Here is a 14,911-nt window from a genome sequence, read left to right on the forward strand (position 1 = left end):
AAATGAGATGTGCATTCTGTTTATTCAGTGGCTGCAAGTTTTGCTTCTTCAGCAAGTTCTTCTGCTACTGTATCTTCAATGATTTCAACTTCATTGATGGCTTGTGGTTCAAGATTACGGTAGCGGGCCATACCTGTACCTGCTGGGATAATCTTACCGATAATAACGTTCTCTTTCAAACCGAGAAGGTTATCACGTTTACCACGAATGGCTGCATCAGTAAGGACACGAGTTGTTTCCTGGAAGGATGCTGCTGACAAGAATGAGTTGGTTTCAAGAGATGCCTTAGTAATCCCCATAAGGACTGGACGAGCTGTTGCTGGAACACCACCAGCGATAACCACGTCAGCATTGGCATCTGTAAAGTCTGCAATATCCATAAGTGTACCCATAAGAAGATCTGTATCGCCTGGATCCATGACACGAACTTTACGAAGCATTTGGCGAACCATTACCTCAATGTGCTTGTCACCGATTTCTACACCCTGGCTACGGTAAACTTTTTGAACTTCAGAAAGAAGGTACGTTTCAACTGCCAAGACATCACGAACTTCAAGCAAGCGTTTTGGTTGGATAGAACCTTCAGTGAGGGCGCTACCTCTCGCAACTTGATCTCCAACTTCGACTTTCATACGGGCTGTAAATGGTACCACGTATTCGCCTTCGCCAGTTTTACCTTTAACAAAGACTTTCTTGGTACGAGTAGAAGCATCTTCTTCAATAGCGATAACTTCACCTTTAACCTCAGTGATAACCGCTTCCCCTTTCGGATTGCGCGCCTCAAAGATTTCTTGGACACGAGGAAGACCCTGAGTGATATCGCTGTTTGAGGCTACACCACCCGTGTGGAAGGTACGCATTGTAAGCTGTGTACCAGGTTCACCGATAGATTGGGCTGCAATCGTACCAACTGCTTCACCCACTTCAACCGCATCACCTGTCGCCAAGTTGATACCGTAACAATGACGGCAGACACCGTGACGAGTGTTACATGTAAATACGCTACGGATGGTTACTTGTTCAACACCTGCATTGACAATTTCACGGGCAATATCTTCCGTAATCAATTGATTTGGACCAATGATAACGGCACCTGTTTCAGGATGTTTAACAGTTTTCTTAGTGTAACGACCTTGCAAACGCTCTTCAAGCGGCTCGATCATTTCCTTGCCATCTGTGATAGAACGGATGTCAAGACCACGGTCTGTTCCACAGTCGTCTTCACGAATAATAACGTCTTGGGCAACGTCAACCAAACGACGAGTCAGATAACCTGAGTCGGCTGTCTTCAAGGCCGTATCCGTCATACCCTTACGGGCACCGTGAGTTGAGAAGAACATTTCCAATACAGAAAGACCTTCACGGAAGTTAGACAAGATAGGCAATTCCATGATACGTCCGTTCGGAGCTGACATCAGACCACGCATACCGGCCAACTGGGAGAAGTTGGAAATGTTACCACGGGCACCAGAGTCCATCATCATAACGATTGGGTTCTTCGGATCTTGTTTTTCAACCAGACGTTTTTCCAATTTTTCCTTAGCTGAACGCCATTCATCTGTAACAGCTGCATAACGCTCATCATCAGTAATCATACCACGACGGAATTGTTTCTTGATTTGTTCTACACGTTCGTGAGATTCTTCAATGATTTCAGCCTTGTTGTCGATGACCGGAATATCGGCAATACCCACTGTCAAACCAGCGAGTGTTGAGTGATAATAACCCAAGTCTTTCAAACGGTCAAGAAGGGCTGATGTTTCAGTTGTACGGAAACGCTTGAAGATTTCAGCGATGATGTTACCAAGATTTTTCTTCTTGAATGGTGGGTTGATTGGCAATTCTGCAATGGCAGCCTTAATATCTGATCCTGGTTCCAAGAAGTATTTATCAGGAGTTCCTTCTGTCAAGTTAGCATTGTTTGGCTCTTGCAAGTATGGAAGACCTTCTGGCATAATTGCGTTGAACAAGATTTTTCCGACAGTTGTCATCATGACCTTGTGTTTTTGGTTGTCTTTCCAAGGTTTATCGAGGCTATCTGTTGCGATACCAACACGAGTATGCAAGTGAACATAGCCATTGCGGTAAGCCATAACAGCCTCATCCGCATCCTTGAAGACCATACCTTCACCTTCACGACCAGCATCTTCCATGGTCAAGTAGTAGTTACCCAAAACCATATCCTGAGATGGTGTTACGACTGGTTTACCATCTTTAGGGTTAAGGATGTGTTCTGCCGCGAGCATAAGGATACGTGCTTCCGCTTGTGCTTCTTCTGACAATGGAACGTGAATCGCCATCTGGTCACCATCAAAGTCGGCGTTGTAAGCTTCACAGACAAGCGGGTGCAAACGAAGGGCTTTACCGTCGATCAGAACTGGCTCAAAAGCCTGGATACCCAAACGGTGAAGGGTAGGTGCGCGGTTCAAAAGAACTGGGTGTTCTTTGATCACTTCTTCCAAGATATCCCAAATACGATCATCCCCACGTTCAATCAAACGTTTTGCAGCTTTTACGTTACCAGCAATATCACGGGCAACGATTTCGCGCATAACAAACGGTTTGAAGAGTTCGATAGCCATTTCACGTGGTACACCACATTGGTACATTTTAAGAGTTGGACCAACGGCGATAACGGAACGTCCTGAGAAGTCAACACGCTTACCAAGCAAGTTTTGACGGAAACGTCCTTGCTTACCTTTAAGCATGTGGCTGAGTGATTTAAGTGGACGGCTACCTGGTCCTGTAATTGGACGACCACGGCGACCGTTGTCAATCAAAGCATCCACAGCTTCTTGGAGCATCCGTTTTTCGTTTTGTACGATGATCCCTGGAGCGTTTAGTTCCAATAGACGAGCCAAACGGTTGTTACGGTTGATAACACGGCGATATAATTCATTCAAATCAGATGCAGCAAAACGGCCACCATCCAACTGAACCATCGGACGCAAATCTGGTGGAATAACTGGCAAGATATTGAGAATCATCCACTCAGGTTTATTTCCAGATTTGTAGAAAGCATCCAATACATCCAAACGACGCACAGCTTTAATCCGTTTTTGTCCAGTAGCAGTTTTTAACTCTTCTTTCAACGCAGCGATTTCTTTTGGAAGATCAACTTGTTTCAAGAGGTCTTGGATCGCTTCTGCACCCATTTTAGCAACGAATGAACCATAGCCATATTCACGCAAACGCTCACGGTATTCGCGCTCAGTCATGATTGACTTGTGCTCAAGCGGTGTATCTTTAGGATCAATCACCACGTAAGCCGCGAAGTAGATAACTTCCTCAAGCGCACGTGGGCTCATATCCAAGGTCAAGCCCATACGACTTGGAATACCTTTGAAATACCAAATGTGTGAAATTGGTGCTTTCAACTCAATGTGTCCCATACGTTCACGACGTACTTTTGCACGAGTCACTTCAACACCACAGCGGTCACAAGTAATCCCTTTATAACGGATACGTTTGTATTTGCCGCATGAACACTCCCAGTCTTTTGTTGGACCGAAGATGACTTCGTCAAAAAGTCCATCACGTTCTGGTTTAAGTGTACGATAGTTGATTGTTTCAGGTTTTTTAACCTCACCGTAAGACCATGAACGAACCTTACTTGGTGAAGCTAACGTGATTTGCATACTTTTAAATCGATTTACGTCAACCACTAATAATCCCTTTCTTTTCTTGTGAGAGGATGGATTCCCATACCTCAAATTCTTGAACAATAATCAGCAGATTGGATAGCTGGTAAGCTATTTCTCTATAAATCAGATGGTGGAAGACTGTTGGTCCTTATCTCTTTCAGTTCTGAGATTTGGACCAACTTGTTCCATCCATTCAAATTATTCTTTGCCTTCTGCTTCTTCTGCTGCAAAGGCTGCGGCTGCATCAGCTGCGGCTTTTGCACGTGCTTTTTCAAGATCATCTACGTGGATGATGTCATCATCTTCACCTTCATCAAGGTCACGCAATTCTACTTCATTGTTGTCTTCATCAAGGACACGCATATCCAAACCAAGTGATTGCAATTCTTTGACAAGAACGCGGAATGATTCTGGAACACCTGGTTTTGGAATTGGTTTACCTTTGGTGATGGCTTCATAGGCTTTAAGACGGCCTGTCACATCATCTGACTTGTAAGTCAAGATTTCTTGTAGGACGTTTGAAGCACCGTAGGCTTCAAGGGCCCAAACCTCCATCTCACCGAAACGCTGACCACCAAACTGAGCCTTACCTCCGAGTGGCTGTTGGGTAACGAGTGAGTATGGTCCGACTGAGCGGGCGTGAAGTTTATCATCAACCATGTGGTGAAGCTTGATCATGTACATGACACCAACAGATACACGGTTGTCAAATGGCTCACCTGTACGGCCATCGTAAAGAATGGTTTTGGCATCTGAGTCCATACCTGCTTCTTTAACAGTTGACCAAAGATCTTCTGAACTTGCACCATCGAAAACTGGTGTTGCAATGTGGATACCCAAATTGCGTGCAGCCATACCCAAGTGAAGTTCCATAACCTGACCGATATTCATACGTGATGGCACCCCAAGTGGGTTCAACATGATGTCAACTGGTGTTCCGTCTGGAAGATATGGCATATCCTCAACAGGTACAATACGTGAAACGACACCCTTGTTACCGTGACGACCGGCCATCTTATCTCCGACCTTGATCTTACGTTTTTGAGCGATGTAAACACGAACCAACATGTTTACACCTGATTGCAATTCATCACCGTTGGCACGAGTAAAGATTTTCACATCACGAACGACACCATCGGCACCGTGAGGTACACGAAGAGAGGTATCACGTACTTCACGTGATTTGTCACCGAAGATTGCATGCAAGAGACGCTCTTCAGCAGAAAGATCTTTTTCACCTTTTGGTGTGACTTTACCAACAAGAATGTCGCCCTCTTTAACTTCGGCACCAATACGGATAATCCCCATTTCGTCCAAGTTGCGAAGAGCATCTTCACCAACGTTTGGAATTTCGCGTGTGATTTCTTCAGGGCCTAACTTAGTATCACGTGTTTCTGATTCGTATTCTTCCAAGTGAACAGAGGTATACACATCGTCTTTCACAAGGCGTTCAGACATGATAACCGCATCCTCGAAGTTGTAACCTTCCCAAGTCATGTAGGCAACGATAGGGTTTTGACCAAGAGCCATTTCCCCATTTTCCATGGAAGGTCCATCTGCGATGAAGTCACCTTTTTCAACGATGTCGCCTAATTTTACAAGGGTGCGTTGGTTATAGGCTGTACCAGAGTTTGAACGACGGAATTTAGAAATGTGGTAGACATCAAGCGATCCATCTTCACGACGCACTTCTACCTTGTCCGCATCTGCGTAAACAACCTTACCATCGTGTTGAGCGATGATTGCCGCACCTGAGTCGTGGGCAGCCTGGTATTCCATACCAGTACCAACGTAAGGTGCTTTTGGATCAATCAATGGTACAGCCTGACGTTGCATGTTGGCACCCATGAGGGCACGGTTGGAGTCATCGTTTTCCAAGAAAGGAATACATGCTGTCGCAACGGCAACTACCTGCTTAGGAGAAACATCCATGAAATCTGCTGAATCTGCTGGGAACTCTTGGTTGTTACCTTGGTGACGTCCCATAACAATCTTATCAACGAAACGGTTGTTTTCATCAAGTGGAGATGTTGATTGTGCTACGATGTAGGCATCTTCTTCATCCGCTGTCAACCAAACGATTTCGTTTGTAACTGTACCAGTTGCACGGTCGATCTTGCGGTATGGTGTTTGGATGAAACCATACTTGTTAAGGTGACCATAAGAAGACAAGTTGTTGATCAAACCGATGTTTGGTCCCTCAGGCGTTTCAATAGGACACATACGACCATAGTGAGTGTAGTGAACGTCTCGAACCTCATAACCAGCACGGTCACGAGTCAAACCACCAGGTCCCAAGGCTGACAAACGGCGTTTGTGAGACAACTCAGAAAGTGGGTTGTGTTGGTCCATGAACTGTGACAACTGAGATGAACCAAAGAATTCTTTGATTGCGGCTGTAACAGGACGGATATTGATGATTTGTTGTGGCGTCAATACTTCATTGTCTTGAACAGACATACGCTCACGCAAGTTACGTTCCATACGAGTCAAACCGATACGTACTTGGTTAGCAAGCAATTCACCAACGGCACGAATACGACGGTTACCCAAGTGGTCAATATCATCTACACGACCAAGACCCTCAGCCAAGTTGAGGAAGTAGCTCATTTCAGCCAAGATGTCCGCAGGTGTTACTGTACGTACGTTTTCTGCTGGATTCGCATTACCAATCACCGTCACAACACGTTCTGGATCCTTAGGAGCTACAATCTTGAATTTCTGCAAAAGAACTGGCTCAAGAAGAACAGCATTGTCATTTGGAATATACTCTACCAAGTTGAGCTCATCGAATTGTGCTTCTACTTTTTCAAGCACATCGCGACTCAATACAGTACCAGCTTCCAAGACGATTTCGCCTGTCTCACCGTTAATCACATGCTCAGCAAGTGTTTGGTTGAGCAAACGAGTACGGAGGTTGAGTTTTTTATTAATCTTGTAACGACCAACAGGTGCCAAGTCGTAACGACGTGGGTCAAAGAAACGAGCTGTCAAAAGGCTACGAGAGCTTTCAGCTGTCTTTGGTTCACCTGGACGAAGGCGCTCATAGATTTCCTTAAGCGCTTCATCTGTACGAGAATCTGCTGGGTTTTTATGAATATCTTTTTCGATGGTATTGCGAACCAATTCGCTATCACCGAAGATGTCAAAGATTTCATCATCGCCTGAGAAACCAAGCGCACGAACAAGCGTTGTGAATGGAATCTTACGCGTACGGTCAATACGAGTGTAGGCAATGTCTTTTGAATCTGTTTCCAATTCCAACCAAGCTCCACGGTTAGGAATAACCGTTGAACCATAACCTACTTTACCGTTCTTATCTACTTTATCATTGAAGTAGACACCTGGTGAACGAACCAACTGAGAAACGATGATACGCTCTGCACCGTTGATGATGAAGGTACCCATTTCAGTCATGATTGGAAACTCACCGAAGAAGACTTCTTGCGTCTTGATTTCGCCAGTTTCTTTATTCACCAGACGGAAAGTTACATAGATTGGAGCTGAGTAGTTCGCATCATGCGCACGCGCCTCTTCCAATGTATATTTAGGTTCTTTCAATTCATAACCAACGAATTCCAATTCCATGGTATCCGTAAAGTTTGAAACTGGAAGTACATCTTCAAAGACTTCTTTCAAACCATAATCTAAAAAGTCTTGGAAAGAGTCCGTTTGGATTTCAATCAAATTTGGTAAATCAAGAACTTCCTTGATTCTTGAAAAACTACGACGGGTACGGTGCTTACCGTACTGAACTTCATGTCCTGCCAAAAGTTTTCTCCTTTGTATTAAGATACTAAGCCGTAAACAACTCAAAGAAAAATAGGAAACACGACGACGGAGGCAAGCCTCCTAGGAGCTGTTTATCTTTTTTCACAGAGTTGTAGGCGAGTTCAATTAAAAGATACGAGACCGTGAAAACCAAAGTGAAAATAGGAGAGTGACGCCGTGTCACCAGACACAAGGAGCTCTATCTTTTTCACACAGGTTTTAGGTCGAGTTCAATTAAAGATACGAGGGCGTCTAACACTCCAAAAGAAAATAGGACATCGACAAAGCAATCAAAAGATTGCAAGGAGATGTATCTTTTTCTACAGGAGTGTAGCCCGAGTTCAATTATATTCAGACATGTGATCACCTGCACTTGCTTTTTCTGAATTTTTAGAATCTTTAAGAATAGGTGACAATTCTCAAAGAACTTCTTCATAGACACAAAAAGAGCAGCTAAATCTTCCTTTTAAAAAGTGTGATTTAACTGCTGCAAGCCTTGCTTGGACAATATTTCAAACAAGACACACGACAAATAATTTATACAATTATAGCACAAGAACTAGAATAAATCAAGAAATGAATCAGTTTTGTATCTTTGATATCATTCGAAAGTAATCAATCGATCTGAATTGTCTTTTTGCCTGTGATCGTCATAAAACTATTATCTTGCTCTTGAGATAAATTCTACAATGTTAACCACATAGTCTACTCTAATTTTGAATTATTATCTAATTATATGGAACAAGCGCTTCGATTTGAACCCCTAAAAGATTAGTCACTGCTAGATGTCTGAGTGTCTGTATCTTGGTCATTATTTGAACTCGAAGAACTTGTACCACTGCTTCGACTAGAGCTACTGCGTTGAGTTGAGCTACTTGATGTGGTCGTTTGCGACCCAATTATAGTATTCCAAGCCTGACGTTTATCGCTGTCGGTCCCGCCAACCATGAAGTTATAATTGGTTACAGGTGCACCGTTTTTGGCCCAATAACTTGTTGTGGTCGCACCACCAATCGTTACTTGACGACCATTCACCTGAACTGTTCCAGCACGTTGACCAGTAGAAGATACAACATTAGAAGAGATGACACTGCTATCCAGTTCAAACTTGCCTGAAAACATATCCGATTTGACATTGTATAATGCATCCACAAGGTATGCAACGTATTGTGAATTATTATAGTATCCTGTCCAGACGTACATTTCTGAGTTGTCATCATTCCCCACCCATGTTCCTAAGGTTACTTTCGGAGTAGATAACATTAACCAAACATCATTTACCTCATTACTTGTACCCGTTTTTCCAACAAAATCTGAAGTGGCAGCTTGAGGATTCAAACTATTTAGTCGACTTTTAAATGTAGTAGTATATCCAGAATTAACTACTTGCCTCAACAATTGGTTCATGATGCTTGCAGTCGCTTTTGAGTATACTTGAACAGGTGCCACTTCATGCTGATACACTACTGTTCCATCCGATGCAGTGATACTTTCAACAATATAGTGCTTATTATAAACACCGCCATTGGCCAAAGTCTGATAGGCGTTGGTATTCGTTAGTACAGAGATTTCAACTCCTCCGCCTAATGGCACGCTTTCAATATCATACATTGGAATATGATAATTCATTTTTTCCATGTAATCCTTAGCATTAACCCCTGCGTTTTGAATCATTTTATAAGTCCAAAAAGCCGGGATATTTACAGACATATCAATTGCAGTCTGTAAATTCATCATACCAGTACCTTTACTACTGCCGTACATAATTGGCTGACCACTTGAGAAGTTTGTAGGATAGTTAGATAGAATACTTGCAGACCCTAGCAATCCTTGATCAATAGCAATACCATAAGCTAACAATGGTTTAATAGTAGAAGCGGGTGACCGTTGTGTATCGAAGGCGTGGTTATTTTGATTTGTTGCAAAGTTTCTACCACCAATAAATCCTAGAATAGCTCCTGTACTATTATCAATCAAAACACTTCCTGTTTCAACATATTCATTTCCATTGTCTAGAACTGAACCGTAATTCGCTACGACAGATTGCATTGCAGAATAGATGCCTTTATCAACGGTACTCTTTATAATATATCCCCCTTGACTTAATTCCTGAGTCGCCATCTCCTCATATGATGATTTTATATCATCATTTTTCAAGTCATTTTCAGAAACTGCATCCCGTTTAACGAGATAATCAAACATGACCTGCTGTGCCTCCTCCATAACTTCATAATAGAGGTAGTCTTTTGTGTCTGCAGTGATGGGGGCAGGGGTGATAAAATCTTGCTTAATATCATAATCTTTATAAGCTTCGTATTCCTCTTTAGTCAAAAAAGAAGCCCGATACATATTATAAAGAACGTCCTGATAACGCTCAATTCCATAAATCATGTCATCATCCGATTTCCGTGTTCCATCTGAAGCATACGGAGAATACACAATAGGACTTTGAGGCAATCCAGCGATATAAGCAGCCTGTGGGACGCTTAACTCCTTAGCCGTTTTTCCAAAGATACCTCTTGCGGCTGCCTCTACACCTGCAATATTTTTACCTTGATTGTTTCGTCCAAAAGGAGAGACATTCAAATAAATTGTTAATATCTCATTTTTTGTCATATTTCGCTCTAAAGCTAAAGCAGAAATGATTTCATTAGCCTTTCGCGTAAAGGTTGGAGCATCACCCACCAATTGTTGTTTGATCAATTGTTGGGTCAAAGTAGAGCCACCACTAGAAGATCCTAGTCCGATAGATCCTAAAGCAGCACGTAATACTGCTTTTGGTACAACACCATTATGCGTCTCAAAGGTTTCGTCTTCTGTAGCAATAACAGCCTGCTTTAGATAATCCGAAACCTCTTCAGACGTGACTGGTATACGTAATAAGTCAGAATTTACTTCTGAAACTAAACTACCATCTGAATAAGTAACCGTTGAAATACGACTAACTTCCGATACCTTTTCAACCAACTCTTCTGTTTTTGGCACTTCAACTTTGTCGAAAAGACTTACAACAAAGCCCACTCCTACCCCACCACCAAAAATAGCAATTAAAAATCCTAAGACAACTAGCGAATTAATCAATAATTTAAGGGTCCGAAGGAAGATTCCAAAACCATTCTCTAACTGATGAATATCAACTTTCTTTTTTAAATCTTGTTTTTCTGATTTGTTATTCATAAAAACTCCTTATCACTCAATTATACCAAATTTTGTATATTTTCCGCAATTTCATGGTATAATAGGAGGGAATTTTTTAATACAAAGTTCGACCCAAATACTTTAAAACATGACTTGGGTCCTAACTATTCAATCAAAAGGAGACAGCCTACATGAACATTTTTGAAGAACTGAAAGCTCGCGGCTTGGTCTTTCAAACAACAGACGAAGAAGCCTTGGTAAAAGCATTAACAGATGGACAAGTTTCTTATTATACAGGCTATGATCCAACAGCTGATAGTTTACACTTAGGCCATCTGGTTGCCATCCTAACAAGCCGTCGGTTACAATTAGCTGGGCACAAACCTTATGCTCTTGTTGGTGGTGCTACCGGTCTGATTGGTGATCCATCTTTTAAAGATGCGGAACGTAGCTTGCAAACCAAAGATACCGTGGACGGCTGGGTAACAAAAATCCAAGGTCAGCTCTCTCGCTTCTTGGATTTTGAAAATGGTGACAACCGAGCTGAAATGGTCAACAACTACGACTGGTTCTCAGATATTAGCTTCATTGACTTCCTTCGTGATGTCGGTAAATACTTCACTGTCAACTACATGATGAGCAAAGATTCTGTTAAAAAACGAATTGAGACAGGAATTTCTTACACTGAATTTGCATACCAAATCATGCAAGGCTATGATTTCTATGAGTTGAATGATAAGCATAATGTTACATTGCAAATTGGTGGTTCAGATCAATGGGGCAATATGACCGCCGGCACGGAATTACTACGTCGCAAAGCTGATAGAACTGGTCACGTGATGACTGTTCCGCTCATCACTGACTCAACCGGTAAGAAATTTGGTAAGTCTGAGGGTAATGCTGTTTGGCTTGATGCTGATAAAACATCTCCTTACGAAATGTACCAATTCTGGCTCAATGTCATGGACGACGATGCCGTTCGTTTCTTGAAAATCTTTACATTCTTATCTCTTGATGAGATTGCAGAGATTGAAGAACAATTCAACGCAGCCCGTCATGAACGCCTGGCTCAGAAGATTTTGGCTAAGGAAGTCGTGACATTGGTCCACGGTGAAGAAGCCTATAACCAAGCACTTAACATCACCGAGCAATTGTTCGCTGGCAACATCAAAAACCTATCCGCAAAAGAACTTAAACAGGGTCTCAGCAACGTTCCAAACTACGCTGTACAGGCTGAAGACAACCTCAACATCGTTGAACTCTTGGTTACCTCTGGTATTGTTAACTCAAAACGCCAAGCTCGTGAAGATGTAGCAAATGGTGCCATCTATGTCAACGGTGAGCGTGTGCAGGAATTGGACTACACTCTTTCTGACAGCGACAAAATCGACGGCGAGTTGACCGTTATCCGTCGTGGTAAGAAGAAATATTCTGTTTTGACTTATTAATGTTTTTCAAGGAAATCCTATGTGATTTCCTTTTCTGCTAACCTAGGAGAAAAGACATGACCTGCATTTTTTGTCACCAACTCAATGATAATGACATTCTCTACCAGACGGAACATCTCAAGGTCGTCTGGGATATTGACCCTGTCCAAACTGGACATCTACTGATTATCAGCAAGAAACACTATGACACGCTCCACCAAGTCCCTCCTGCTGTTCGCTATGAACTGTCGGACTTGGAAGTCTTATTGACTGAAAAACTCTGTCAAGCATTGACAATTGACGGTGTGACCATAGCTTGCAATGATCGCTTGTTTGATGCTGGTACCCATTTCCATGTCCACCTGATTCCACGCTTTCGATCAGACGGCTTCTGGGACCAAATTTCGCTTGCACAAGTGCAACTGGATCTGACTCACTTTCTCAAAGCATTATAAAAAAGCAGCTCGACGGCTGCTTTTACTCCTACACTAATTCTACCACCTCATAGACAGTATCTTCCAAGGCTTCTTTATAACTCTCTAAGCTATGTTCTACAGAAGTTTGTACTTCTGCTAACTGCTCTTCCAACTGGATTGATACCTCATCTACCCCATCCATTTCCAAGAAATGATTGGTCACATGCTTCACACAGTTTTGACAAGATAAATTTTTCAATTTCAAGGTTTGTTTCATGATTTTTCTCCTCGTTCTTTCACAATAAAAATAAAAAGTAGCACAACACTAAAGGTTTGCAAATTGAGCAAACTCTGTTCACATCCTTAAGCCAAAGATTGAACTCTGGTACTTACTCATTTTCAAGTAACACCACTCAAAATTTACACTCATTTAATCAACACACCTTATGTCGATTTTTGAAGTTGTGTGATGATGACCACAAGTACATTGACCTGGCAGACACTGACAAACAATACTCTCAGGTGCCGTCTTTTGTAACTGCGAGATTTTGCTGGAGATATTCTCAAGGCTTTTTTGGGAAAATGTCCCTGTGTCTAGCAGTTTTTCAACCAGTTGCCCCTGTTTTGTGGAACATATGGCAGCTAGTAAGAGCTCCACCTGCCCCTGCAAATGTTCCTCTTCACTGATCAGCGGGTAGTAGTGGTACTTGCTAGTTTCCTTATCCATTCTCAGATAGTTTTTCTTCCGCAGCCGCCCTAAAAGTGTCTTAATGGTCGTCGCCTGCCAATCAAAGCCTTCCTGCAAGGCCTGAATAATTTCCTGAGAAGTCGCACCAGGATGGGCCCACAGGACCCGCATGACCTGCCACTCCGCAGCAGAAATTGTCTGCTCCACACATTCACCTCCCAACAATAATTTTCTAACTTTAGTTTACATTTGTAGTCAAAAATTGTCAAGAAGAAAGACTGAACACCTTGCCCAGTCTTCTCATCATTCTTAGTGAGCCAGCATCTCCTGACCAATTTCCAAACCAGTCAAACCAACAGGGTAGTATGTCGGCCAGTTTTCCAACTCTTCCAAGAGTTTTTCTTGGCTCTCTCCACCAAAATAGATATGGAAGTGACCTGTTTTAACAGGGGCGATATTGTGGTCGCTAAATTGAACATATTTATAGTTGCCAGCATTTGCATCCGTTGCTTCAAACAAGAAACGAACACCACGATTTCCTTTTTTGTAGGTCAAAATCTTATAGCCCACATACTTATACGTGAATTTTTCTTTCTTATCTCCCACTACAAATTCCATGGTATTATCTGTAATGTTAATTTGATCAACATCTGTTTTGTAGCCAGTATCGTAGTAAGCCTTGTACTCTTCAGCTGTCATGCCACCTTTGATCTTAGCCTTGTAATCCCAGACCTGATCTAGTGTACCATCAAGCAAGTATGGATAAACAGATTGCCACTCACCTGCATAATCTGAAAGAGTACGATCTTTTATGGCACTATCTTCAAAATAACCGTTATAAACAGTTTGCGCAGTCTCAGCACCCTCTTCTGGCAAAATTTCAGAACCTTCTTGGGAAGTTGTTTTTTCAAGGGCAGTCAGATTATCTTCCATAACAGAAATATAATCCTTACCATTTTTCATATCCTCATCCGTCAAACTTTCAAGAGGATTAAGAACGTCCAACTGAACCCCAGTCTCTTTGGCAAGTGTTTCTGCAACAGATTTTGACGCATTTTCTTCAAAATAGATATACTTAATACCATATTTATTGATATACTCTGTCAATTCTGCTAGACGTGATGGAGTCGGATCCTCATCTGCAGCAACACCTGTAATAGAAACTTGTTTCAAACCATAGTCCAAAGCCAAATATGCAAATGCAGTATGTTGTGTAACAAAGTATTTCTGTTTCGCAGCAGATAATGTTTCAGAATATTTCATATCTAAAGCATCTAATTTCTCAATATAGGCTGCCGCATTTGTTTCAAAAGCATCTTTCTTTTCTGGATATTTAGCTACCAAACTATCACGAATATTTTCTACAAGTGTGATAGCACGCTCAGGAGACAACCATACATGCGGATCATAAGCATGGCTATGCCCCTCCTCACTATGGTCGTGATCCTCACCTTCTTCACTACCTGGTAACAAGAGCATCCCTTCCGTTGCACTAATCACACTGACCTTTGAGGTGTCAATAGATTCCTCAACATCATGAACCCATGTTTCCATATTTTCATTTTCGTAAACAAAAACATCAGCTTCTTGAATTCGAGCAATATCTTTTGCTGAAGGTTCATAATCATGAACTTCTGTTCCAGCCTTAACCAACAGATCAACATTCGCCTCATCACCTGCCACCTGCTTGGTAAACTCATAAACAGGATAGAAGGTTGTTACAATATTTAGCTTCCCATCTTCAGAAGCTGTGCTATTGCCACAGGCTCCTAAAAGCAAAGCTGAAATAGACACGAATAGCAATCCAACTTTTTTCATCATAACTCC

Annotated in this window: 8 protein-coding genes; 2 read left to right on the forward strand and 6 right to left on the reverse strand. The window is 42.1% G+C overall.

The genetic code is table 11. The features are described from left to right. Positions 1–20: 20 nt before the first annotated feature. The 3 genes from rpoC to pbp1b all read right to left on the reverse strand — a co-directional run bounded on the left by rpoC (position 21) and on the right by pbp1b (position 10,592). On the reverse strand, positions 21–3,665 hold the full coding sequence (gene rpoC / locus L6410_RS10230; protein WP_172039399.1) for a DNA-directed RNA polymerase subunit beta': 3,645 nt from the start codon (positions 3,663–3,665) through the stop codon (positions 21–23). A 177-nt stretch (positions 3,666–3,842) separates the two neighbouring features. Further along, positions 3,843–7,415 (reverse strand): DNA-directed RNA polymerase subunit beta, encoded by a 3,573-nt coding sequence (gene rpoB, locus L6410_RS10235; protein WP_002936570.1) that lies wholly within the window; start codon positions 7,413–7,415, stop codon positions 3,843–3,845. A gap of 771 nt (positions 7,416–8,186) precedes the next feature. Beyond that, on the reverse strand, positions 8,187–10,592 hold the full coding sequence (gene pbp1b, locus L6410_RS10240; protein WP_237395462.1) for a penicillin-binding protein PBP1B: 2,406 nt from the start codon (positions 10,590–10,592) through the stop codon (positions 8,187–8,189). A gap of 152 nt (positions 10,593–10,744) precedes the next feature. Here pbp1b and tyrS point away from each other — a divergent pair, with 152 nt between their 5' ends. Further along, a complete protein-coding gene (tyrS, locus tag L6410_RS10245; protein ID WP_237395465.1) occupies positions 10,745–12,001 on the forward strand; it encodes a tyrosine--tRNA ligase in 1,257 nt (418 codons plus the stop codon). Between the two features lie 56 nt (positions 12,002–12,057). After that, positions 12,058–12,435: an HIT family protein gene (locus L6410_RS10250; RefSeq protein ID WP_237395467.1), complete on the forward strand. Its 378-nt coding sequence runs from the start codon at positions 12,058–12,060 to the stop codon at positions 12,433–12,435. A gap of 28 nt (positions 12,436–12,463) precedes the next feature. On the opposite strand, the gene L6410_RS10255 is transcribed toward L6410_RS10250, so the two are convergent. The 3 genes from L6410_RS10255 to L6410_RS10265 form a co-directional block, all read right to left on the reverse strand. Continuing rightward, positions 12,464–12,673 carry a heavy-metal-associated domain-containing protein gene (locus tag L6410_RS10255; protein WP_237395469.1) on the reverse strand — a complete coding sequence of 70 codons (210 nt, stop codon included), beginning with the start codon at positions 12,671–12,673 and terminating at the stop codon, positions 12,464–12,466. Positions 12,674–12,826: 153 nt separating this feature from the next. After that, complete coding sequence (locus tag L6410_RS10260) at positions 12,827–13,291, reverse strand: CopY/TcrY family copper transport repressor (RefSeq protein ID WP_237395471.1); 465 nt, start codon at positions 13,289–13,291, stop codon at positions 12,827–12,829. A 102-nt stretch (positions 13,292–13,393) separates the two neighbouring features. After that, positions 13,394–14,902 carry a metal ABC transporter solute-binding protein, Zn/Mn family gene (locus L6410_RS10265; RefSeq protein WP_237396794.1) on the reverse strand — a complete coding sequence of 503 codons (1,509 nt, stop codon included), beginning with the start codon at positions 14,900–14,902 and terminating at the stop codon, positions 13,394–13,396. Positions 14,903–14,911: the final 9 nt, after the last annotated feature.

It is taken from the genome of Streptococcus parasuis (assembly GCF_021654455.1).
GTDB lineage: Bacteria > Bacillota > Bacilli > Lactobacillales > Streptococcaceae > Streptococcus > Streptococcus parasuis.